Origin of the sequence: Streptomyces sp. NPDC051738 (genome assembly GCF_044453205.1) — a bacterium.
Lineage (GTDB): Bacteria > Actinomycetota > Actinomycetes > Streptomycetales > Streptomycetaceae > Streptomyces.
In genome coordinates this window covers 17,782-39,680 of sequence record NZ_JBITCM010000033.1, presented here as the reverse complement: position 1 = coordinate 39,680, position 21,899 = coordinate 17,782, and the positions used below count along the sequence as shown (strand labels likewise).

At 69.9% G+C, this 21,899-nt stretch carries 19 protein-coding genes; 18 read left to right on the top strand and 1 reads right to left on the bottom strand.

Annotation, left to right across the window (positions count from 1 at the left end; translation table 11 throughout):
• The first annotated feature begins 6 nt into the window (after positions 1-6).
• The 12 genes from ACIA8X_RS44115 to nusB all read left to right on the top strand — a co-directional run bounded on the left by ACIA8X_RS44115 (position 7) and on the right by nusB (position 12,800).
• Positions 7-357 carry a hypothetical protein gene (locus ACIA8X_RS44115; protein ID WP_393462103.1) on the top strand — a complete coding sequence of 117 codons (351 nt, stop codon included), beginning with the start codon at positions 7-9 and terminating at the stop codon, positions 355-357.
• Complete coding sequence (gene alaS / locus ACIA8X_RS44110; protein WP_399460625.1) at positions 357-3,029, top strand: alanine--tRNA ligase; 2,673 nt, start codon at positions 357-359, stop codon at positions 3,027-3,029. Before ACIA8X_RS44115 ends, alaS begins: the two co-directional genes overlap by 1 nt.
• Positions 3,030-3,064: 35 nt before the next feature.
• Complete coding sequence (gene ruvX, locus ACIA8X_RS44105) at positions 3,065-3,529, top strand: Holliday junction resolvase RuvX (protein WP_217214588.1); 465 nt, start codon at positions 3,065-3,067, stop codon at positions 3,527-3,529.
• A gap of 124 nt (positions 3,530-3,653) precedes the next feature.
• On the top strand, positions 3,654-5,396 hold the full coding sequence (gene mltG / locus ACIA8X_RS44100; protein WP_399460624.1) for an endolytic transglycosylase MltG: 1,743 nt from the start codon (positions 3,654-3,656) through the stop codon (positions 5,394-5,396).
• A complete protein-coding gene (locus ACIA8X_RS44095; protein WP_393462097.1) occupies positions 5,377-6,216 on the top strand; it encodes a shikimate dehydrogenase in 840 nt (279 codons plus the stop codon). The genes mltG and ACIA8X_RS44095 overlap by 20 nt, the downstream gene beginning before the upstream one ends.
• A 298-nt stretch (positions 6,217-6,514) precedes the next feature.
• Complete coding sequence (aroC, locus tag ACIA8X_RS44090; RefSeq protein ID WP_393462095.1) at positions 6,515-7,699, top strand: chorismate synthase; 1,185 nt, start codon at positions 6,515-6,517, stop codon at positions 7,697-7,699.
• Positions 7,696-8,214 carry a shikimate kinase gene (locus ACIA8X_RS44085; RefSeq protein WP_393462093.1) on the top strand — a complete coding sequence of 173 codons (519 nt, stop codon included), beginning with the start codon at positions 7,696-7,698 and terminating at the stop codon, positions 8,212-8,214. The genes aroC and ACIA8X_RS44085 overlap by 4 nt, the downstream gene beginning before the upstream one ends.
• Positions 8,211-9,302, top strand: coding sequence for a 3-dehydroquinate synthase (gene aroB / locus ACIA8X_RS44080; protein ID WP_393462091.1), 1,092 nt, complete (start codon positions 8,211-8,213; stop codon positions 9,300-9,302). The genes ACIA8X_RS44085 and aroB overlap by 4 nt, the downstream gene beginning before the upstream one ends.
• A 169-nt stretch (positions 9,303-9,471) precedes the next feature.
• Positions 9,472-10,392 (top strand): Pro-rich N-terminal domain-containing protein, encoded by a 921-nt coding sequence (locus ACIA8X_RS44075; RefSeq protein WP_393462089.1) that lies wholly within the window; start codon positions 9,472-9,474, stop codon positions 10,390-10,392.
• Between the two features lie 246 nt (positions 10,393-10,638).
• A complete protein-coding gene (locus ACIA8X_RS44070; RefSeq protein WP_393462087.1) occupies positions 10,639-11,745 on the top strand; it encodes an aminopeptidase P family protein in 1,107 nt (368 codons plus the stop codon).
• Positions 11,746-11,796: 51 nt separating this feature from the next.
• On the top strand, positions 11,797-12,363 hold the full coding sequence (efp, locus tag ACIA8X_RS44065; protein WP_030947394.1) for an elongation factor P: 567 nt from the start codon (positions 11,797-11,799) through the stop codon (positions 12,361-12,363).
• A 2-nt stretch (positions 12,364-12,365) separates the two neighbouring features.
• Positions 12,366-12,800 carry a transcription antitermination factor NusB gene (gene nusB, locus ACIA8X_RS44060; RefSeq protein WP_393462085.1) on the top strand — a complete coding sequence of 145 codons (435 nt, stop codon included), beginning with the start codon at positions 12,366-12,368 and terminating at the stop codon, positions 12,798-12,800.
• 369 nt (positions 12,801-13,169) lie between these two features.
• Here nusB and bldD read toward each other — a convergent pair whose 3' ends face one another.
• On the bottom strand, positions 13,170-13,673 hold the full coding sequence (gene bldD / locus ACIA8X_RS44055) for a transcriptional regulator BldD (protein WP_019757325.1): 504 nt from the start codon (positions 13,671-13,673) through the stop codon (positions 13,170-13,172).
• A gap of 254 nt (positions 13,674-13,927) precedes the next feature.
• Here bldD and pyrR point away from each other — a divergent pair, with 254 nt between their 5' ends.
• The 6 genes from pyrR (at position 13,928) to carB (ending at position 21,896) form a co-directional block, all read left to right on the top strand.
• Entirely contained in the window at positions 13,928-14,500 is a 573-nt protein-coding gene (gene pyrR / locus ACIA8X_RS44050; protein ID WP_393462082.1) for a bifunctional pyr operon transcriptional regulator/uracil phosphoribosyltransferase PyrR, read from the top strand.
• 102 nt (positions 14,501-14,602) lie between these two features.
• Positions 14,603-15,580: an aspartate carbamoyltransferase catalytic subunit gene (locus ACIA8X_RS44045; protein ID WP_393462080.1), complete on the top strand. Its 978-nt coding sequence runs from the start codon at positions 14,603-14,605 to the stop codon at positions 15,578-15,580.
• A gap of 5 nt (positions 15,581-15,585) precedes the next feature.
• The gene (locus tag ACIA8X_RS44040) at positions 15,586-16,872 is read left to right on the top strand and encodes a dihydroorotase (protein WP_399460623.1); all 1,287 of its coding nucleotides are present in this window, start codon (positions 15,586-15,588) and stop codon (positions 16,870-16,872) included.
• Positions 16,869-17,456 carry a hypothetical protein gene (locus ACIA8X_RS44035; RefSeq protein ID WP_393462076.1) on the top strand — a complete coding sequence of 196 codons (588 nt, stop codon included), beginning with the start codon at positions 16,869-16,871 and terminating at the stop codon, positions 17,454-17,456. The genes ACIA8X_RS44040 and ACIA8X_RS44035 overlap by 4 nt, the downstream gene beginning before the upstream one ends.
• Positions 17,453-18,595 carry a glutamine-hydrolyzing carbamoyl-phosphate synthase small subunit gene (gene carA, locus ACIA8X_RS44030; protein ID WP_399460622.1) on the top strand — a complete coding sequence of 381 codons (1,143 nt, stop codon included), beginning with the start codon at positions 17,453-17,455 and terminating at the stop codon, positions 18,593-18,595. Before ACIA8X_RS44035 ends, carA begins: the two co-directional genes overlap by 4 nt.
• On the top strand, positions 18,588-21,896 hold the full coding sequence (gene carB / locus ACIA8X_RS44025) for a carbamoyl-phosphate synthase large subunit (RefSeq protein ID WP_393462072.1): 3,309 nt from the start codon (positions 18,588-18,590) through the stop codon (positions 21,894-21,896). The genes carA and carB overlap by 8 nt, the downstream gene beginning before the upstream one ends.
• Positions 21,897-21,899 lie beyond the last annotated feature (3 nt).

Below are 21,899 nucleotides of genomic sequence, written 5' to 3'. Positions count from 1 at the left end.
CCCAGCATGTTCCGCCGTACGTTCTGGTTCACCACGGGCGTCGCCGCCGGTGTGTGGGCCACCACCAAGGTCAACCGGAAGCTGAAGCAGCTGACCCCCGAGAGCCTCGCCGCGACCGCGGCGAACAAGGCGATCGAGGCCGGTCACCGGCTCAAGGACCGCGCGGTGGACTTCGCGCTCGACGTCCGCGACAACATGGCCAAGCGGGAGGAGGAACTGGGCGACGCGCTCGGGCTCAACGCCTCCGTCGACCAGGAACTCCCCGCACCCCGGCGGTTCGCCGCCATCGAGAACCGCAACAACCCGAAGTACGTCGACAGGACGACGTACTCGTACAACCGAAACGAGGACCACTGATGGAGTCGGCCGAGATTCGCCGCCGCTGGCTGAGCTTCTTCGAGGAGCGCGGGCACACCGTCGTCCCTTCGGCGTCGCTCATCGCGGACGACCCGACTCTGCTCCTCGTCCCGGCCGGCATGGTGCCCTTCAAGCCCTACTTCCTGGGTGAGGTCAAGCCGCCCTACGCGCGCGCCACCAGCGTCCAGAAGTGCGTGCGCACGCCGGACATCGAAGAGGTCGGCAAGACCACCCGGCACGGCACGTTCTTCCAGATGTGCGGCAACTTCTCCTTCGGCGACTACTTCAAGGAAGGCGCCATCAAGCACGCCTGGGAGCTGCTCACCAGCCCCCAGGACAAGGGCGGTTACGGCCTGGAGCCGGAGAAGCTCTGGATCACCGTCTACAAGGACGACGACGAGGCCGAGCGCATCTGGCACGAGGTCGTCGGAGTGCCGAAGGAGCGCATCCAGCGCCTCGGCATGAAGGACAACTACTGGTCCATGGGCGTCCCCGGCCCCTGCGGCCCCTGTTCCGAGATCAACTACGACCGCGGCCCCGAGTTCGGCGTCGAGGGCGGCCCCGCCGTCAACGACGAGCGGTACGTGGAGATCTGGAACCTCGTCTTCATGCAGTACGAGCGCGGCGAGGGCATCGGCAAGGACAACTTCGAGATCCTCGGCGAACTGCCCAGCAAGAACATCGACACGGGCCTCGGCCTGGAACGACTCGCCATGATTCTGCAGGGCGTGCAGAACATGTACGAGATCGACACCTCCATGGCCGTCATCAAGAAGGCCACCGAGCTGACCGGTGTGGCCTACGGCGACGCCCACGCCTCAGACGTCTCCCTGCGCGTGGTCACCGACCACATGCGTACGTCCGTGATGCTCATCGGCGACGGTGTCACCCCCGGCAACGAGGGCCGCGGCTACGTCCTGCGCCGCATCATGCGCCGCGCCATCCGCAACATGCGTCTGCTCGGCGCGACCGGTCCGGTCGTCAAGGACCTGGTCGACGTCGTCATCGGCATGATGGGCCAGCAGTACCCCGAGCTGGTCACCGACCGCGAGCGCATCGAGAAGGTCGCCCTCGCCGAGGAGAACGCCTTCCTCAAGACGCTGAAGGCCGGCACCAACATCCTCGACACGGCCGTCTCCGAGACGAAGGCCGCCGGGTCGGCCGTCCTGCCCGGCGACAAGGCGTTCCTGCTCCACGACACCTGGGGCTTCCCGATTGACCTCACCCTGGAAATGGCCGCCGAGCAGGGCCTTTCCGTGGACGAGGACGGCTTCCGCCGCCTGATGAAGGAGCAGCGGGAGCGCGCCAAGGCCGACGCCCAGGCCAAGAAGACCGGCCATGCCGGCGCCGGTGCCTACCGTGAGATCGCCGACAAGGTCGGCGAGACCGACTTCATCGGGTACTCGGACACCGAGGGCGAGTCCACCATCGTCGGCATCCTCGTCGACGGCTCCTCCTCCCCGGCCGCCACCGAGGGCGACGAGGTCGAGATCGTCCTCGACCGGACCCCGTTCTACGCCGAGGGCGGCGGCCAGATCGGCGACACCGGCCGCATCAAGGTCGACACCGGTGCCGTCATCGAGATCCGCGACTGCCAGAAGCCGGTCCCGGGTGTGTACGTCCACAAGGGCGTCGTCCAGGTCGGCGAGGTCACCGTCGGCTCCAAGGCCCACGCCTCGATCGACGACCGTCGCCGCAAGGCCATCGCCCGCGCCCACTCGGCCACCCACCTCACCCACCAGGCCCTGCGTGACGCCCTCGGCCCGACGGCCGCGCAGGCCGGTTCCGAGAACCAGCCGGGCCGCTTCCGCTTCGACTTCGGTTCGCCGTCCGCCGTTCCCACGGCCGTGATGACCGACGTCGAGCAGAAGATCAACGAGGTGCTCTCCCGCGACCTCGACGTGCACGCCGAGGTCATGGGCATCGACGACGCCAAGAAGCAGGGCGCCATCGCCGAGTTCGGCGAGAAGTACGGCGACCGGGTGCGCGTCGTGACCATCGGCGACTTCTCCAAGGAGCTGTGTGGCGGCACGCACGTCCACAACACCGCCCAGCTCGGCCTGGTGAAGCTGCTCGGCGAGTCGTCGATCGGCTCGGGTGTCCGCCGTATCGAGGCCCTGGTCGGCGTGGACGCGTACAACTTCCTCGCCCGTGAGCACACGGTCGTCAACCAGCTGACCGAACTGCTCAAGGGCCGCTCGGAGGAACTGCCCGAGAAGGTCTCCGCCATGCTCGGCAAGTTGAAGGACGCCGAGAAGGAGATCGAGAAGTTCCGCGCCGAGAAGGTGCTGCAGGCCGCCGCGGGTCTCGCAGAGTCGGCCAAGGACGTGCAGGGCATCGCCGTCGTCACCGGCCAGGTCCCGGACGGCACCACCGCCGACGACCTGCGCAAGCTGGTCCTCGACGTGCGCGGACGTATCCAGGGCGGACGCGCCGCCGTGGTCGCGCTGTTCACGGTCAACAACGGCAAGCCGCTCACGGTCATCGCCACCAACGAGGCCGCCCGCGAGCGTGGCCTCAAGGCCGGTGACCTGGTGCGTACGGCGGCCAAGACCCTCGGCGGCGGCGGTGGCGGCAAGCCGGACGTCGCGCAGGGCGGCGGCCAGAACCCGGCCGCCATCGGCGACGCCGTCGACGCCGTCGAGCGGCTCGTGGCGGAAACGGCCAAGTGAGCGACGACACACACGCGGGTGGTGACGGCCGGGGCATGCGCCGCGGCCGTCGCCTGGCGATCGACGTCGGGGACGCCCGTATCGGCGTCGCCTCGTGCGACCCCGACGGGATCCTCGCCACCCCGGTGGAGACGGTCCCGGGCCGGGACGTTCCGGCAGCTCACCGCCGCCTCAGGCAACTCGTCGAGGAGTACGAGCCGATCGAGGTCGTCGTCGGCCTGCCTCGTTCCCTCAAGGGGGGCGAGGGGCCGGCCGCGGTCAAGGTAAGGGGGTTCGCGCAGGAACTGGCCCGCATGATCGCGCCCGTTCCGGTCAGGCTCGTCGACGAGCGGATGACCACCGTGACGGCCAGTCAGGGACTGCGTGCCTCGGGCGTGAAGTCGAAGAAGGGCCGGTCGGTGATCGACCAGGCGGCCGCTGTGATCATCTTGCAGCAGGCGCTCGAATCCGAACGGGTGTCAGGTAAAGCTCCGGGCGAGAGCGTCGAAGTGGTTATCTGATCGCGATACGGTAACGTTCCGCGCGATGCGCCGGTTTTCGAACAGCCGACGCACAAAGAGAGGCGGGACGGGAGCCGGATCTTCCACAGCCGCGTGACCGCCGCCTCGCGGCTCTAGGGGATCGATGACTGAGTATGGCCGGGGCCCAGGCTCCGAACCGTGGCATCCCGAGGACCCGTTGTTCGGGGACGAGGGGTGGGAAGGGCAGCAGGCTCACCCGGGCCAGCAGGCTGCCTACGGCGGCCAGCCGCAGCACTATCCGCAGCAGCCGCAGCACTACGGCGACTGGGGCAACGGCCAGCAGGCCGCATACGGTCAGGCGCAGCAGCAGTACCAGCAGCAGGGGCACGGTCAGCAGTACCAGTCGCAGGGCCAAGGTGAGCAGTACCAACAACAGGGTCAGGCCCAGCAGTACCAGCAGCAGTACGACCAGCAGATGTACGCGGGTCAGGGGCAGCAGCCGTACGACAACAACGGCTGGGGGACCGGCACCCACAACCAGGTCCAGTACCCCGGCCCGGCGGACCCCTATGGGCAGCAGGCCGGTGCGTACGGCGGTCAGCAGCCCGACTACTACGGGACACCCGAGGCTTACCCGCCCCCGGAGCCGCCGAGTCGGCGGCAGGCCGAACCGGAGCCACCCCAGACCGACTGGGATCCAGGCCCTGACCAGGGCGAACACGCATTCTTTGCCGGTGGCGGCGACGATGACGACGACTCCGACGACGAGTCGGCCGACGGCCGAGGGCGCGGCGAGCGGCGGGGCCGGGGCGGTGGTAAGCCCAAGAAGCGCCGCAGCGGGTTCGCCTGTCTGGTGGTCGTGCTGATCCTCGGCGGAGGCGTGGCCGGAGTGGGATATTTCGGTCACAAGTTTTACCAGGATCGTTTCGGCGATGCGCCGGACTTCGCGGGTGAAGGCACGAGCGCCACGGTGTCCGTCGAGATCCCCAAGGGTGCCCCCGGCTCCGAGATCGGTCAGCGGCTGAAGGCGGCCGGTGTCGTGAAGAGCGTCGACGCGTTCGTCGCCGCCCAGGCGGACAATCCGGACGGGGACAAGATCCAGGCGGGTGCTTATCTGCTGAAGAAGCAGATGTCCGCCGCGAGCGCCGTCGAGATGATGCTCGACCCCAAGAGCCAGAACAACGTTCTGGTCAGGCCGGGCGAGCGCAATCTGGACGTCTACGAGGCGATCGACAAAAAGCTCGAATTGTCGTCCGGCGCCACCAAGAAGGCCGCCGAGCAGAAATACAAGAGCCTCGGACTTCCGAGCTGGGCGAACGACAACAGCGAGATCAAGGACCCGCTGGAGGGCTTCCTCTACCCGGGCACCTATCCCGCCGCGAAGGGCATGAAGCCCGAGGCGGTGCTGAAGGAGATGGTGACCCAGGCCGCGAACAAGTACGACGCGCTGGGTCTGGAGTCCAAGGCCAAGGCGCTCAAGCTGGATAACCCGCTGCAGGTCATCACGGTCGCGAGCCTCGTCCAGGCAGAGGGCAAGACCAACAACGACTACCGCAGGATGGCGGAGGTGGTCTACAACCGCCTCGATCTCGCGAACCCCGAGACCTACGGCTTCCTGCAGTTCGACTCGACCTTCAATTACCTGCAGGGCGAGAGCAACATCAACATCAGCGAGTCGGAGATCAACAGCAACCCGGACCCGTACAACACGTACACGAACAAGGGTCTGCCGCCCGGGCCGATCGGCAACCCGGGCGAAGGTGCGATCAAGGGGACGTTGAATCCGACCGATGAGGGCTGGTACTACTTCGTCGCGACCGACGGCGTGAGCAAGACCGAATTCGCCAAGACGCACGATGCATTCCAAAAGCTCAAGGACAAGTTCAATGAGAGCACGGGCAACTGACGCCCGCCGGGCCGCCGTCCTCGGCAAGCCCATCGCACATTCCCTCTCCCCGGTGCTGCACCGCGCCGCGTACGAGGAGTTGAAGCTCACGAGCTGGTCCTACGACCGGTTCGAGATCGACGAGGACGCTCTGCCCGGGTTCTTCGCGGAACTGGGGCCTCAGTGGGCCGGGTTGTCGCTGACCATGCCGCTCAAGCGGGCCGTCATCCCGCTGCTCGACGAGATCAGCGAGACGGCGGCCTCGGTCGAGGCGGTCAACACGGTCCTCTTCACCGAGGACGGCCGTCGCGTCGGTGACAACACCGACATCCCCGGGATGGTCGCCGCACTGCGCGAGCGCGGCATCGAACAGGTCGACTCGGCGGCGATCCTCGGCGCCGGCGCCACCGCGTCCTCCGCGCTGGCCGCGCTCGCGCGGATCTGCACCGGTGAGGTCGTGGCCTACGTGCGCAGTGAGGCGCGCGCCGCCGAGATGCGGCAGTGGGGCGAGCGACTCGACATCGAGGTACGGACGGCCGACTGGGCGGACGCGGACCGGGCGTTGCGCGCGCCGCTCGTGATCGCGACCACCCCGGCCGGTACGACAGACGCCCTCGCCGCGGCCGTACCGGAGCGCCCCGCCACCCTGTTCGACGTGCTCTACGACCCCTGGCCGACCGCTCTCGCCGCCCGCTGGTCCATGTACGGCGGAGCCGTCGTCAGCGGGCTCGACCTGCTGGTGCACCAGGCGGTGCTGCAGGTGGAGCAGATGACCGGCCGTGTTCCGGCACCCCTGGACGCCATGCGAAAGGCGGGAGAGCGCGCTCTCGCGGCTCGCTAGGATCCGTTGGGTTCCGCAAGCGCGAGATCGCCCGGCGGCGCGCCAGGGGCCAGGGACAGGCCGTACAGGTGGCGGCGCAGCCCCAGGGCAACCGCCCCGCTTGATCCTCGTCGGCGTGCGGCGCCGTCCGCCTTCCGTCCGCCTTCCGTCCGTCTGGTGGACCGGCGGCCGGGCCCCGGCCCGGGACGTGGGAGGATCGGAGGTGGCGGGCCGGGGCCGCGCACCTGGTCACGCCGTCGCCGTACGCGAGGACGCGCGTACGCAGGCAGTACCAGGGCGCGAGCATCGAGGAGCACCGTTGAGCAGGTTGCGCTGGCTGACCGCGGGGGAGTCCCATGGCCCCGCACTCGTCGCGACGCTGGAGGGCCTTCCCGCCGGCGTGCCGATCACCACGCAGATGGTGGCGGACCACCTGGCCAGGCGGCGGCTCGGCTATGGCCGCGGTGCGCGTATGAAGTTCGAGCAGGACGAGGTCACCTTCATCGGCGGCGTTCGGCACGGACTCACCCTGGGCTCGCCGGTCGCGATCATGGTGGGCAACACCGAGTGGCCGAAGTGGGAGCAGGTCATGGCGGCCGACCCGATCGACCCGGAGATCCTGGCCGGGCTCGCCCGCAACGCCCCGCTGACCCGTCCGCGTCCCGGCCACGCCGACCTCGCCGGCATGCAGAAGTACGGCTTCGACGAGGCCCGGCCGATCCTGGAGCGCGCCTCCGCCCGTGAGACGGCGGCCCGTGTGGCGCTGGGCGCGGTGGCCCGGTCGTACATCAAGGAGACGGCCGGCATCGAGATCGTCAGCCACGTCGTGGAGCTGGCCTCGGCGAAGGCGCCGCAGGGCGTGTACCCGACGCCGGCCGATGTCGAGAAGCTGGACGCGGACCCCGTGCGCTGCCTGGACGCCGACGCGTCGAAGGCGATGGTCGCGGAGATCGACCAGGCCCACAAGGACGGCGACACCCTCGGTGGCGTGGTCGAGATCCTGGCGTACGGCGTGCCCGTGGGCCTCGGCTCTCACGTGCACTGGGACCGCAAGCTGGACGCCCGCCTCGCCGGTGCCCTCATGGGCATCCAGGCGATCAAGGGCGTCGAGCTCGGTGACGGCTTCGAGTTGGCGCGGGTGCCCGGCTCCAAGGCGCACGACGAGATCGTGAAGACCGACGAGGGCATCCGCCGCGTCTCCGGCCGCTCCGGTGGCACCGAGGGCGGCCTGACCACCGGTGAGCTGCTGCGGGTCCGTGCCGCGATGAAGCCGATCGCGACCGTGCCGCGCGCTCTGCAGACGGTGGACGTGACGACCGGTGAGGCGACGCAGGCCCACCACCAGCGCTCCGACGTCTCCGCGGTCCCGGCCGCCGGCATCGTCGCCGAAGCCATGGTGGCGCTCGTCCTCGCGGACGCGGTGGCGGAGAAGTTCGGCGGCGACAGCGTGGCCGAGACGCGCCGCAACGTGACCTCGTACCTCGACAACCTGGCCATCCGATGAGCGCAGCGCCTGTGGTGGTGCTCGTCGGGCCGATGGGCGTGGGCAAGTCCACCGTCGGACAGTTGCTGGCCGAGCGGCTCGGCGTCGGCTACCGGGACACCGACGACGACATCGTCGCCGAGCAGGGCCGCACCATCGCGGAGATCTTCGTCGACGAGGGCGAGCCCGTGTTCAGGGCGATCGAGAAGCAGGCCGTCCACAGGGCGCTCGCCACGTACGACGGTGTCCTGGCGCTGGGCGGCGGTTCGATCCTGGACGCCGACACGCGCGCGCTGCTCGCCGGACAGCGGGTCGTCTATCTCTCGATGGACGTCGAGGAGGCCGTCAAGCGCACCGGCCTCAACGCCGCCCGCCCGCTGCTCGCGGTCAACCCGCGCAAGCAGTGGCGCGAGCTGATGGAGGCCCGCCGGCACCTGTACGAGGAGGTCGCCACGGCGGTCGTCGCCACCGACGGCCGTACTCCCGAAGAAGTGACCCAAGCCGCCCTGGACGCACTGGAGTTGAAGGACGCATGACTGAGGCAGTGACGCGGATCCAGGTCGGCGGCACCGCGGGGAACGACCCGTACGAGGTCCTGGTGGGCCGTCAGCTCCTGGGCGAGCTGGGCGGGTTGATCGGCGGCCGGGTCAAGCGGGTCGCCGTCATCCACCCCGAGGCGCTGGCCGAGACCGGCGAGGCGCTCTGTGCCGACCTGGCCGAGCAGGGCTACGAGGCGGTCGCCATCCAGGTGCCGAACGCCGAGGAGGCCAAGACCGCAGAGGTGGCCGCCTACTGCTGGAAGGCGCTCGGCCAGTCCGGCTTCACCCGCTCCGACGTCATCGTCGGCGTCGGCGGCGGCGCGACCACCGACCTGGCCGGCTTCGTGGCGGCGACCTGGCTGCGCGGGGTGCGCTGGATCGCGATCCCGACCACCGTGCTGGCCATGGTGGACGCGGCGGTGGGCGGCAAGACCGGCATCAACACCGCCGAGGGCAAGAACCTCGTCGGCGCCTTCCACCCGCCGGCCGGAGTGCTGTGCGACCTGGCCGCGCTGGAGTCCCTGCCGGTCAACGACTACGTGTCCGGGCTCGCGGAGATCATCAAGGCCGGCTTCATCGCCGACCCGGCGATCCTGGAGCTGATCGAGGCCGACCCGCAGGCCGCGCGCACCCCGGCGGGCCCGCACACCGCCGAGCTGATCGAGCGGTCGATCCGGGTCAAGGCCGAGGTCGTCTCGTCGGACCTGAAGGAGTCGGGGCTGCGGGAGATCCTCAACTACGGCCACACCCTCGGCCATGCCATCGAGAAGAACGAGCGCTACAAGTGGCGGCACGGCGCGGCGGTCTCCGTCGGCATGCACTTCGCCGCCGAACTCGGGCGTCTCGCCGGGCGGTTGGACGACGCGACGGCCGATCGCCACCGCACCGTCCTCGAATCGGTCGGCCTGCCGCTGCACTACCGCTACGACCAGTGGCCCAAGCTGCTGGAGAACATGAAGGTGGACAAGAAGTCCCGCGGCGATCTGCTGCGTTTCATCGTCCTGGACGGCCTGGCCAAGCCCACCGTCCTGGAGGGCCCGGACCCGGCCGTCCTCCTCGCCGCGTACGGCGAAGTCGGCCAGTAAGTCCGGCGAACCACCCTTCCGTCCGATTCACCTGTGGCGATGGGCACTTCAGACCGCCTCCGGCCGTTCACCAATCGGCGGCCGGGGGCGGTACCGTTCGGTAGCAGGCGGGGTTCGTGCCCTGCTGCCAGCGCCCATGGCCATGGAAGACGAGATGGAGTGGCACCGGATGCAGCACGCAGTGGGTTCTCCGCTGCCGCCGCCCCACCAGTCGGGGGACGGCTGGTCGCCGGCCGCGCAACACCCTGGTCCGCACCACCCGGGCGCGCACCAAGGACCGGCACCGCATCAGGGACCCGCACCACATCCGGGACCTGCCCCGCACCTGGGCCCCGCTCCGGTGCCTCCGCCACCCCAGGCGCCGGGCTTCACACCCCCCGGCCCGGTCCCACCCGCGCCGCACCACGCCCCGGTTCCGCCGACCCCGCCCGCTCCGCCGACCCCGGAGACCACCGGCCACGTACAGCTGCCGCCGGGCGGCCCCGTCGCCATGCCGAGCGCCCACCTCGCCACGGCGTCCCCCGACCCGACGACCACGACCCTCGCGGTGCTGCTCATCGGGCCCGCCGGGGCCGGTAAGACGAGCGTCGCCAAGTACTGGGCGGACCACCGCAGGGTCCCCACGGCCCACATCAGCCTCGACGACGTACGCGAATGGGTCCGCTCGGGCTTCGCCGACCCCCAGTCCGGGTGGAACGACAACTCCGAGGCCCAGTACCGACTCGCCCGCCGCACCTGCGGCTTCGCCGCGCGCAACTTCCTCGCCAACGGCATCTCGTGCATCCTCGACGACGCGGTCTTCCCCGACCGCCCGGTGGTCGGCCTCGGCGGCTGGAAGCGTCACGTGGGCCCCGGCCTGCTCCCGGTCGTCCTGCTCCCGGGCCTGGAGATAGTCCTGGAGCGCAACGCCGAACGCACGGGCAACCGCCGCCTCACCGACGAGGAGGTCGCCCGCATCCACGGCCGCATGGCGGGCTGGTACGGCTCCGGCCTCCCGATCATCGACAACTCCCAGCTCGACGTCCCCCAGACGGCCCAGGTCCTGAACGACGTACTGACAAGATCAATCGCCAGCCCCCCGAGCTGGTAGCCAAGAGGGACTGGACCCACCTAGCGGGGCGCGACAAGCCCCCGAGCTGGTAATCGGCGTGTCTGCAGTGCCCCAAGGGGCGCGGGGAACTGCGCGACAAGCCCCCACGAACCCGCAGACGGCACACAACCCTCCGCGGCACCCCGTCCCCCGGAACGGCACCCACCCCAACCCGCACAATCCACGCACCGCCCACTCAGACGCCCTCAACCAGCGCCAACCCAGCGAAGCTCTTACGCTCGGGTCATGTCAGAGGTGTACGCCACCCGCCGATCCCGGCTGAGGGACCGCTGCCAAGCCAGCGGCAGCGCCACCGCGCTGATCTCCCGCCCCGCCAACGTCCGCTACCTCGCGGGCGCCGCCCCCCAGGGCTCCGCGCTGCTCCTCGGCAAGACCGAAGACCTGCTCGTATGCGTCGGCCCGCCCGACGACCGTTCCGCCGAGGGCCGCCCCGACGAGGCACTGCGGATCCACTGCCTCCCCGGCGCCGAGGGCGACCCCGCCGTCGCCGCGGCCGACCTCGCGGCAGCGCAGGGCGGGGAGACCTTGGCCGTGGAGGAACACCACCTCACGGTGGCCCGCCACAGAGCCATCCGCTCGGTCGTCCCGCGGCTGCGCCTCGGCGATCTCGGCGGAGCCGTGGAGCAGCTCAGGGTCGTCAAGGACGAGGAGGAGATCTCCTGCCTCAGAATCGGGGCCGAGATCGCCGACCAGGCACTCGGGGAGCTCCTCGAATCCATCCTCGTCGGCCGCACCGAACGCCACCTCGCCCTCGAACTCGAACGACGCCTGGTCGATCACGGCGCCGACGGCCCGGCCTTCCGCACCTCCGTCGCCACCGGCCCGAACGCCGGCCGACGCTGCCACCGGCCCACCGACCGCCGGGTCGAGGAGGGCGACTTCCTCTCCGTCTGCCTGGGGGCCACGTACCGCGGCTACCGGTGCGAGATCGGCCGTACCTTCGTCATCGGTACGTCTCCCGCCGACTGGCAGATCGAGTTGTACGACGTCGTCTTCGCCGCTCAGCGGGCCGGGCGGGAGTCCCTGGCACCCGGTGCGGCCTACCGTGACGTGGACCGCGCCGCACGTCAGGTGCTGGATTCCGCGGGGTACCACGAGGGCCTGCCGACCCTCACCGGCCACGGGGTCGGGCTCGAAATCGACGAGGACCCGCAGTTGGCTCCCGCGGCCATGGGTAAACTGGACGCTTGCGTGCCGGTCACCGTCGAACCGGGGGTCCACCTCCCGGGCCGGGGCGGCGTCCGGATCGATGACACGCTCGTCGTCCGCCCCGAGGCGGACGGCGGACCCGAGCTACTCACCATCACGACCAAGGAGCTGCTCGCCCTCTAGGCAGTGGCGTGCACCGGGGTCGTCCACGTCAGTCCAGGAGATTCCGCAACCGTGGCTTCCACGAACGACCTCAAGAACGGCATGGTGCTCAAGCTCGATGGCGGCCAGCTGTGGTCCGTCGTCGAGTTCCAGCACGTCAAGCCCGGCAAGGGCCCGGCCTTCGTGCGCACCAAGCTCAAGAACGTGCTCTCCGGGAAGGTCGTCGACAAGACCTTCAACGCCGGCGTGAAGGTCGAGACGGCCACCGTCGACAAGCGGGACATGCAGTTCTCCTACATGGACGGCGAGTACTTCGTCTTCATGGACATGGAGACCTACGACCAGCTCATGGTCGACCGCAAGGCCGTCGGTGACGCCGCCAACTTCCTCATCGAGGGCTTCATGGCCACCGTCGCCCAGCACGAGGGCGAGGTGCTCTTCGTCGAGCTGCCGGCCGCCGTCGAACTCGTCATCCAGGAGACCGAGCCGGGTGTCCAGGGCGACCGCTCCACCGGCGGCACCAAGCCCGCCACCCTGGAGACCGGTCACCAGATCCAGGTCCCGCTCTTCATCACCACCGGTGAGAAGATCAAGGTCGACACCCGTACCAGCGACTACCTCGGCCGGGTGAACAGCTAACCGTGGCTGCCCGCAACACGGCCCGCAAGCGCGCCTTCCAGATCCTCTTCGAGGGCGACCAGCGCGGCGCCGACGTCCTGACGGTCCTCGCGGACTGGATCCGGCTCTCCCGGGCCGACACCCGGCAGCCGCCGGTGAGCGAGTACACGATGCAGCTGGTCGAGGGCTACGCGGCGTATGCGAAGCGGATCGACGAGCTGATCGCCCAGTACTCCGTCGGCTGGACGCTCGACCGGATGCCGGTCGTGGACCGCAACATCCTGCGTCTCGGTGCGTACGAACTGATCTGGGTCGACGAGACCCCGGACGCGGTCGTGCTCGACGAGATGGTGCAGCTGGCGAAGGAGTTCTCCACGGACGAGTCGCCCTCGTTCGTGAACGGTCTCCTCGGTCGGCTCAAGGACCTGAAGTCCTCGCTGCGCCGAGAGGAAGCGTAAGAGACTTCGAAAGACGCCGGAGGGCCCGCAGCATCGCCGCTGCGGGCCCTCCGGCGTCCTGTGCCACGGGGAACCCCTCAGGCCCGCAGAACGCCGCCGGGGTGGGCGGGACCCCCAAGTTTCCGCCCCCCCCGCCGCCCCGTTGTGGGAAAAGGGGGGAACCCCGGGGGGGCGCCCACCGCGCCGCGGCGGGGGTGTCCCCGCGGGGCGCCCCCCCCCCCCCCCCCCCCCCCCCCCCCGCGCCGCCCGCGGCCCCCCCCCCCCCCCCCCCCCCCCCCCCCCCCCCCCGGGGGGGGGCCCCCCCCCCCCCCCCCCCCCCCCCCCCGGGCGCCACGTTTCTGCTAACTGGGTCGAACCCGGGTGGAGCGCTCAGCTCTCCTCGGCGTGAGTGACCGCGCGGCGCGCGTCCGCGTCCAGCACACCCCAGCTGATCAGCTGCTCGGTCAGGACCGAGGGCGACTGGTCATAGATGACGGCGAGTGTGCGCAGGTCGTCCTGGCGGATCGAGAGCACCTTGCCGTTGTAGTCACCGCGCTGCGACTGGATCGTCGCGGCGTACCGCTGCAGCGGACCCGCCTTCTCGGCCGGCACGTGGGCCAGCCGCTCCAGGTCAAGGACCAGCTTCGGCGGCGGCTCGGCGGCCCCGCCGGGCGTGGTGCCGGGCAGCAGTTCCTGCACCGGAACGCCGTAGAAATCCGCCAACTCGGCGAGGCGCTGCACGGTCACGGCGCGGTCGCCGCGCTCGTACGAACCGACCACGACGGCCTTCCAGCGTCCCTGGGACTTCTCCTCGACACCGTGAAGAGAAAGGCCCTGCTGGGTGCGGATGGCCCGGAGCTTGGCCCCGAGCTGTTTGGCGTATTCGCTGGACATATAGCTCCCCGGCACTGGGTCGACGCGACGTGGCTTGGGTTCCATGCCGCGCGGTTGGTAACTCACTGTGAGGTTACGCAGCGTTACTCTGGCGCGTCAAGCCGAATGGTCCACACCGACGCTTCCGTGCTATCGGTGGCCGATTAGGCCAAGGGGGTGAACGAGGTCGCGTCACCGGCCTGCTACCGTGGATGGCGCAAACCAGACGTCCTTTAAGGTCCGTCCCGTGAGGCGGAGAAGGAGGTCCCTTTCGTATGGACAGGCACCAGGACACGCAAGCGTCCGACGCCAGGCCCGTGCTCGAAGGCCCTGACATCGCGCGGGTGTTGACCCGCATCGCCCACGAGATCGTCGAACGCGCCAAGGGCGCCGACGACGTGGTGCTCCTCGGCATTCCCACCCGAGGCGTCTTCCTCGCCCAGCGGCTCGCCGCCAAGCTGGAGGAGATCACCGACCGCAAGATCCCGGTCGGCTCGCTCGACATCACCATGTACCGCGACGACCTGCGCATGCACCCACCGCGTGCGCTGGCCCGCACCGAGATCCCCGGTGACGGCCTCGACGGCCGCCTCGTCGTCCTCGTCGACGACGTGCTCTTCTCCGGCCGCACCATCCGCGCCGCCCTCGACGCCCTGAACGACCTCGGTCGTCCGCGCGCGGTCCAGCTCGCGGTCCTCGTCGACCGTGGCCACCGCGAACTGCCCATCCGCGCCGACTACGTCGGCAAGAACATCCCCACGTCGCTGCGGGAGACGGTCAAGGTCCAGCTCGCCGAGGAGGACGGTCGCGACACCGTGCTGCTCGGAGCCAAGCAGACCTCCCAGTAGCGCCCTAGGCGTACGGCGGCTGCCGTACGCCCGCTCAGCGCGCCCTCGCGCGCACCCGTCTGCCCCATTCGTCCGAATGAACTGCCTTACGGAGCCTGACAGATGCAGCGTCATCTCATCTCGGCCGCCGACCTCTCCCGCGACGACGCCGTCCTGATCCTCGACACCGCCGAGGAGATGGCCCGGGTCGCCGACCGGCCGATCAAGAAGTTGCCGACCCTGCGCGGCCGCACCGTCGTGAACCTCTTCTTCGAGGACTCCACGCGCACGCGTATCTCCTTCGAGGCCGCCGAGAAGCGCCTGTCGGCGGACGTCATCAACTTCTCCGCCAAGGGGTCGAGCGTCTCCAAGGGCGAGTCCCTGAAGGACACCGCCCAGACTCTGGAGGCCATGGGCGTCGACGCCGTGGTCATCCGGCACGGCGCCTCCGGAGCGCCGTACCGCCTCGCCAACTCCGGCTGGATCGACGCGGCCGTCATCAATGCCGGCGACGGCACCCACCAGCACCCCACCCAGGCCCTGTTGGACGCCTTCACCATGCGCCGCCGGCTCGTCGGCCGGGACGCCGGGATAAGGCAGGACCTCGACGGCCGGCGCATCACGATCGTCGGCGACGTCCTGCACAGCCGGGTCGCCCGCTCCAACGTGGACCTGCTGCACACGCTCGGCGCCGAGGTCACCCTCGTCGCGCCGCCCACCCTGGTGCCGGTCGGCGTCGAGACCTGGCCCTGCGAGGTGTCCTACGACCTCGACAGCACCCTTCCCAAGTCCGACGCGGTGATGATGCTGCGCGTGCAGCGCGAGCGGATGAACGCCGCGTTCTTCCCGACCGAGCGCGAGTACTCACGGCGCTACGGCCTCGACGGCGACCGCATGGCCAAGATGCCCGAGCACGCCATCGTGATGCACCCCGGTCCGATGGTGCGCGGCATGGAGATCACCGCCGGGGTCGCCGACTCTGAGCGCTGCACCGCCATCGAGCAGGTCGCAAACGGAGTCTCCATCCGGATGGCCGTCCTCTACCTGCTTCTGGGCGGCAACGAGCCCGCCGTCACCAGCCCCCGTACCGAGGAGAAGTAAGACAGATGAGCAAGATCCTTATCCGTGGTGCGAAGGTGCTCGGCGGCGAGCCGCAGGACGTGCTGATCGACGGCGGGACCATCGCCGAGGTGGGTACCGGTCTGAGCGCCGAGGGCGCCCAGGTCGTCGAGGCGGCAGGCAAGGTGCTGCTGCCGGGCCTGGTCGACCTGCACACCCACCTGCGTGAGCCCGGGCGCGAGGACTCCGAGACGGTGCTGACCGGCACGCGCGCGGCGGCCTCCGGCGGTTTCACGGCCGTGTTCGCCATGGCCAACACCTTCCCGGTGGCCGACACCGCCGGTGTGGTCGAGCAGGTCTACCGGCTCGGCCAGGAGCACGGCTACTGCGATGTGCAGCCCATCGGCGCCGTCACCGTCGGCCTGGAGGGCAAGAAGCTCGCCGAGCTGGGGGCCATGCACGAGTCGGCGGCCGGTGTCACCGTGTTCTCCGACGACGGCAAGTGCGTCGACGACGCCGTGATGATGCGACGGGCGCTGGAGTACGTGAAGGCCTTCGGCGGTGTCGTCGCCCAGCACGCGCAGGAGCCGCGGCTGACCGAGGGCGCCCAGATGAACGAGGGGATCGTCTCCGCCGAGCTGGGGCTCGGGGGCTGGCCCGCGGTGGCCGAAGAATCGATCATCGCCCGGGATGTCCTGCTCGCCGAGCACGTCGGGTCCCGGGTGCACATCTGCCATCTGTCGACCGCCGGCTCCGTCGAGCTCGTGCGCTGGGCGAAGTCCCGCGGCATCGACGTCACCGCCGAGGTCACCCCGCACCACCTCCTCCTCACCGACGAGCTGGTGCGCACGTACAACCCGGTCTACAAGGTGAACCCGCCGCTGCGTACCGAACGGGACGTGCTCGTGCTGCGCGAGGCGCTCGCCGACGGCACGATCGACATCGTCGCCACCGACCACGCCCCGCACCCGCACGAGGACAAGGACTGCGAGTGGGCCGCGGCCGCCATGGGCATGGTCGGCCTGGAGACCGCGTTGTCAGTGGTGCAGGAGACCATGGTGGACACCGGGCTCCTCACCTGGGCCGGGGTCGCCGAGCGCATGTCCTTCAAGCCTGCCGAGATCGGGCAGGCGAAGGGCCACGGCCGTCCCGTCTCGGCTGGTGAGCCCGCCAACCTCACGCTCGTCGACACGGAATACCGTGGGTCCGTGGACCCCGCGGGCTTCGCCTCGCGCAGCCGCAACACCCCGTACGAGGGGCGTGAGCTGCCGGGCCGTGTGACGCACACGTGGCTCCGGGGCAAGGCCACGCTCGTCGACGGGAAGCTCACGTGACACCTGCAACACTGCTCGCAGCCGGCACCGGACTCGCGGCCGAACAGAAGTCGGCCGAAGTGACCGACTGGGCCGCCCGCGTCGGCTGGGTCGTCGGACTCGCCCTCTTCATCGCGCTCGTCTACTGGCTGATGCGCGAGGGCTGGAAGTGGCGCGGCACGCTCCAGGGCGACCTGCCCGACCTGCCCAGCGCGCCGGACGACCCCGGCCCGGCGAGACTGAGCATGAGCGGCCGCTACCACGGCTCCACCACCGCGGGTCAGTGGCTGGACCGCATCGTGGCGCACGGCCTCGGCACCCGCAGCCGGGTCGAGCTCACCCTGACGGACGCGGGACTGGACGTCGTACGCCCCGGCGCGACCGACTTCTTCGTCCCGGCCGACCGGCTGCGCGAGGCCCGGCTCGACAAGGGCATCGCCGGCAAGGTCCTGACCGAGGGCGGACTGCTCGTGGTGACCTGGGCGCACGGCGAGCGGCTGATCGACTCCGGGTTCCGCTCCGACCACGCGGCGGAGCACAACGAGTGGGTCGACGTCATTAACTCCATGATCAACACCAACAGCACGGAAGGCGCCGAACGATGACGACCTCCACAAGGGGAGCCGCCAAGGCTCCCGCGGTACTCGTCCTGGAGGACGGCCGGATCTTCCGCGGCCGCGCCTACGGGGCCGTGGGGGTGACCTTCGGCGAGGCCGTGTTCTCCACCGGCATGACCGGCTACCAGGAGACCCTCACCGACCCGTCGTACCACCGCCAGGTCGTCGTGATGACCGCCCCGCACGTCGGCAATACCGGCGTCAACGACGAGGACCCCGAGTCCAAGCAGATCTGGGTCGCCGGGTACGTCGTGCGCGACCCCGCGCGCGTGCCGTCCAACTGGCGCGCCAAGCGGTCGCTGGACGAGGAGCTGCGCCACCAGGGCGTCGTGGGGATCTCCGGCATCGACACGCGCGCGTTGACGCGTCATCTGCGTGAGCGCGGCGCCATGCGCGTCGGCATCTTCTCCGGCAACGCGCTGCCCGACGATGGCACCATGCTCGCCGAGGTGCGCCAGGCCCCCGAGATGAAGGGCGCCGACCTCTCCGCCGAGGTCGCCACCAAGGAGACGTACGTCGTCCCGGCGATCGGTGAGAAGAAGTTCACGGTCGCCGCCGTCGACCTCGGCATCAAGGGCATGACCCCGCACCGCATGGCCGAGCGCGGCATCGAGGTGCACGTGCTCCCGGCCATGGCCACCGCCGAGGACGTGTACGCCGTTCAGCCCGACGGCGTGTTCTTCTCCAACGGCCCCGGCGACCCGGCCACCGCCGACCACCCGGTCTCCGTCATGCAGGCGGTCCTGGAGCGCGGCACCCCGCTCTTCGGCATCTGCTTCGGCAACCAGATCCTGGGCCGCGCCCTCGGCTTCGGCACCTACAAGCTGAAGTACGGCCACCGCGGCATCAACCAGCCGGTGCAGGACCGTACGACTGGCAAGGTCGAGGTCACCGCGCACAACCACGGCTTCGCCGTCGACGCCCCGACGGACAAGGTCTCCGAGACCCCCTACGGCCGCGCCGAGGTCTCCCACGTCTGCCTCAACGACAACGTGGTGGAGGGCCTCCAGCTCCTCGACAAGCCGGCCTTCAGCGTCCAGTACCACCCCGAAGCGGCAGCGGGCCCGCACGACGCCGCCTACCTGTTCGACCGCTTCGTATCCCTGATGGAGGGCCAGCGTGCCTAAGCGCACCGATATCCAGTCCGTCCTGGTCATCGGCTCCGGCCCGATCGTCATCGGCCAGGCCGCCGAGTTCGACTACTCCGGCACCCAGGCGTGCCGCATCCTGCGCGCCGAGGGCCTGCGGGTCATCCTCGTCAACTCCAACCCGGCGACGATCATGACCGACCCGGAGATCGCCGACGCCACCTACGTCGAGCCGATCACCCCGGAGTTCGTCGAGAAGATCATCGCCAAGGAGCGGCCGGACGCCCTGCTGCCCACCCTGGGCGGCCAGACGGCCCTCAACACGGCGATCTCGCTGAGCGAGGCCGGCACCCTGGAGAAGTATGGCGTCGAGCTGATCGGCGCCAACGTCGAGGCCATCAACAAGGGCGAGGACCGCGAGCTCTTCAAGGAGGTCGTCGAGGCCGTCCGCCAGAAGATCGGGCACGGCGAGTCCGCCCGCTCGGTCATCTGCCACTCCATGGAGGACGTTCTCGCGGGTGTCGAGACGCTCGGCGGCTACCCGGTCGTCGTCCGCCCGTCCTTCACCATGGGCGGCGCCGGCTCCGGCTTCGCGCACGACGAGGAGGAACTGCGCCGCATCGCCGGCCAGGGCCTGACCCTGTCCCCCACCACCGAGGTGCTCCTGGAGGAGTCCATCCTCGGCTGGAAGGAGTACGAGCTGGAGCTGATGCGCGACAAGCACGACAACGTCGTGGTCGTCTGCTCCATCGAGAACTTCGACCCCATGGGCGTGCACACCGGTGACTCGATCACCGTCGCGCCCGCCATGACGCTGACCGACCGCGAGTACCAGACCCTGCGCGACATCGGCATCGCCGTTATCCGCGAGGTCGGCGTCGACACCGGCGGCTGCAACATCCAGTTCGCGGTGAACCCCGAAGACGGTCGCGTGATCGTCATCGAGATGAACCCGCGCGTGTCGCGCTCCTCGGCCCTCGCCTCCAAGGCTACCGGCTTCCCGATCGCGAAGATCGCCGCCAAGCTCGCCGTTGGCTACACCCTCGACGAGATCCCGAACGACATCACGCAGGAGACCCCGGCCTCCTTCGAGCCGACGCTCGACTACGTGGTCGTGAAGGCGCCGCGCTTCGCATTCGAGAAGTTCCCGCAGGCCGACTCCACGCTGACCACGACCATGAAGTCGGTCGGCGAGGCCATGGCCATCGGCCGCAACTTCACCGAGGCCTTCCAGAAGGCGCTGCGCTCGCTGGAGAAGAAGGGCAGCCAGTTCACGTTCGTCGGCGAGCCCGGCGCGAAGGACGAGCTGCTGCGCGAGGCCGTACGGCCCACCGACGGCCGTATCAACGCCGTCATGCAGGCCATCCGCGCGGGCGCCACGCAGGAAGAGGTCTTCGAGTACACGAAGATCGACCCCTGGTTCGTCGACCAGCTCTTCCTCATCAAGGAGATCGCCGACGAGCTCGCCGAGGCGCCGGAACTGACGAAGGAACTGATCGCCGAGGCCAAGCGGCACGGCTTCTCCGACCAGCAGATCGGCGAGATCCGGGGCCTGCGCGAGGACGTCGTCCGCGAGGTCCGGCACGCGCTCGGCATCCGCCCGGTCTACAAGACGGTCGACACCTGCGCCGCCGAGTTCGCCGCGAAGACGCCGTACTTCTACTCCTCCTACGACGAGGAGACGGAGGTCGCGCAGCGCGAGAAGCCCGCGGTGATCATCCTGGGCTCCGGCCCCAACCGCATCGGCCAGGGCATCGAGTTCGACTACTCCTGTGTGCACGCCTCCTTCGCGCTGAGCGACGCCGGGTACGAGACCGTGATGGTCAACTGCAACCCGGAGACCGTCTCCACGGACTACGACACCTCCGACCGCCTGTACTTCGAGCCGCTGACGCTGGAAGACGTGCTGGAGATCGTCCACGCGGAGTCGCTGGCCGGCCCGATCGCGGGTGTCGTGGTGCAACTGGGCGGGCAGACGCCGCTGGGCCTGTCGCAGGCCCTGAAGGACAACGGCGTGCCGATCGTGGGCACTTCTCCGGAGGCGATCCACGCGGCCGAGGACCGTGGCGCGTTCGGCCGCGTCCTCGCGGAGGCCGGCCTCCCGGCCCCCAAGCACGGCACCGCAACCACGTTCGCCGAGGCCAAGGCCATCGCCGACGAGATCGGCTACCCGGTCCTGGTGCGGCCGTCGTACGTCCTCGGCGGGCGCGGCATGGAGATCGTGTACGACGAGACGCGGCTGTCGTCCTACATCGCCGAGTCGACCGAGATCAGCCCCTCCCGGCCGGTGCTCGTCGACCGCTTCCTCGACGACGCGATCGAGATCGACGTCGACGCGCTCTACGACGGCCAGGAGCTCTACCTCGGCGGCGTCATGGAGCACATCGAGGAGGCCGGCATCCACTCCGGCGACTCGGCGTGCGCGCTGCCGCCGATCACGCTGGGCGGGTTCGACATCAAGCGCCTGCGCGCTTCGACCGAGGCCATCGCCAAGGGCGTCGGGGTGCGCGGCCTGATCAACATCCAGTTCGCGATGGCCGGCGACATCCTGTACGTCCTGGAGGCCAACCCGCGCGCGTCCCGTACGGTCCCCTTCACCTCGAAGGCGACCGCGGTGCCGCTGGCGAAGGCCGCCGCCCGGATCTCGCTGGGCGCGACCATCGCCGAACTGCGGGTCGAGGGACTGCTTCCGGCGACCGGCGACGGCGGTGAGCTGCCGCTGGACGCGCCGATCTCCGTCAAGGAGGCCGTCATGCCGTGGTCGCGCTTCCGCGACGTCCACGGCCGCGGCGTCGACACGATCCTGGGCCCGGAGATGCGCTCCACCGGCGAGGTCATGGGCATCGACTCCGTCTTCGGCACGGCGTACGCCAAGTCGCAGGCGGGCGCCTACGGGCCGCTGCCGACCAAGGGCCGCGCCTTCATCTCGGTCGCCAACCGCGACAAGCGCTCGATGATCTTCCCGGCGCGCGAACTGGTCGCCCACGGCTTCGAGCTCCTCGCCACGTCCGGCACGGCCGAGGTGCTCAAGCGCAACGGCATCAACGCCACGGTCGTTCGCAAGCAGTCCGAGGGCACCGGCCCGAACGGCGAGCGCACCATCGTGCAGCTCATCCACGACGGCGAGGTCGACCTCATCGTCAACACCCCGTACGGCACCGGCGGTCGCCTCGACGGCTACGACATCCGTACGGCGGCCGTGGCGCGGTCGGTCCCGTGCCTGACGACGGTTCAGGCGCTCGCCGCCGCCGTCCAGGGCATCGACGCCCTCAACCACGGTGATGTGGGCGTCCGTTCGCTCCAGGAACACGCGGAACACCTGACCGCGGCCCGCGACTAGCAG

Bases quoted from the DNA above. Each gene is read 5' to 3' on its own strand.
- bldD (WP_019757325.1), bottom strand. From the start codon at position 13,673: ATGTCCAGCGAATACGCCAAACAGCTCGGGGCCAAGCTCCGGGCCATC.
- ACIA8X_RS44045 (WP_393462080.1), top strand. From the start codon at position 14,603: ATGCAGCGTCATCTCATCTCGGCCGCCGACCTCTCCCGCGACGACGCC.
- ACIA8X_RS44095 (WP_393462097.1), top strand. From the start codon at position 5,377: ATGAGAGCACGGGCAACTGACGCCCGCCGGGCCGCCGTCCTCGGCAAG.
- ACIA8X_RS44115 (WP_393462103.1), top strand. From the start codon at position 7: ATGTTCCGCCGTACGTTCTGGTTCACCACGGGCGTCGCCGCCGGTGTG.
- pyrR (WP_393462082.1), top strand. From the start codon at position 13,928: ATGGACAGGCACCAGGACACGCAAGCGTCCGACGCCAGGCCCGTGCTC.
- mltG (WP_399460624.1), top strand. From the start codon at position 3,654: ATGACTGAGTATGGCCGGGGCCCAGGCTCCGAACCGTGGCATCCCGAG.
- aroB (WP_393462091.1), top strand. From the start codon at position 8,211: ATGACTGAGGCAGTGACGCGGATCCAGGTCGGCGGCACCGCGGGGAAC.
- carA (WP_399460622.1), top strand. From the start codon at position 17,453: ATGACGACCTCCACAAGGGGAGCCGCCAAGGCTCCCGCGGTACTCGTC.
- alaS (WP_399460625.1), top strand. From the start codon at position 357: ATGGAGTCGGCCGAGATTCGCCGCCGCTGGCTGAGCTTCTTCGAGGAG.
- ACIA8X_RS44085 (WP_393462093.1), top strand. From the start codon at position 7,696: ATGAGCGCAGCGCCTGTGGTGGTGCTCGTCGGGCCGATGGGCGTGGGC.
- ruvX (WP_217214588.1), top strand. From the start codon at position 3,065: ATGCGCCGCGGCCGTCGCCTGGCGATCGACGTCGGGGACGCCCGTATC.
- ACIA8X_RS44075 (WP_393462089.1), top strand. From the start codon at position 9,472: ATGCAGCACGCAGTGGGTTCTCCGCTGCCGCCGCCCCACCAGTCGGGG.
- ACIA8X_RS44070 (WP_393462087.1), top strand. From the start codon at position 10,639: ATGTCAGAGGTGTACGCCACCCGCCGATCCCGGCTGAGGGACCGCTGC.
- ACIA8X_RS44040 (WP_399460623.1), top strand. From the start codon at position 15,586: ATGAGCAAGATCCTTATCCGTGGTGCGAAGGTGCTCGGCGGCGAGCCG.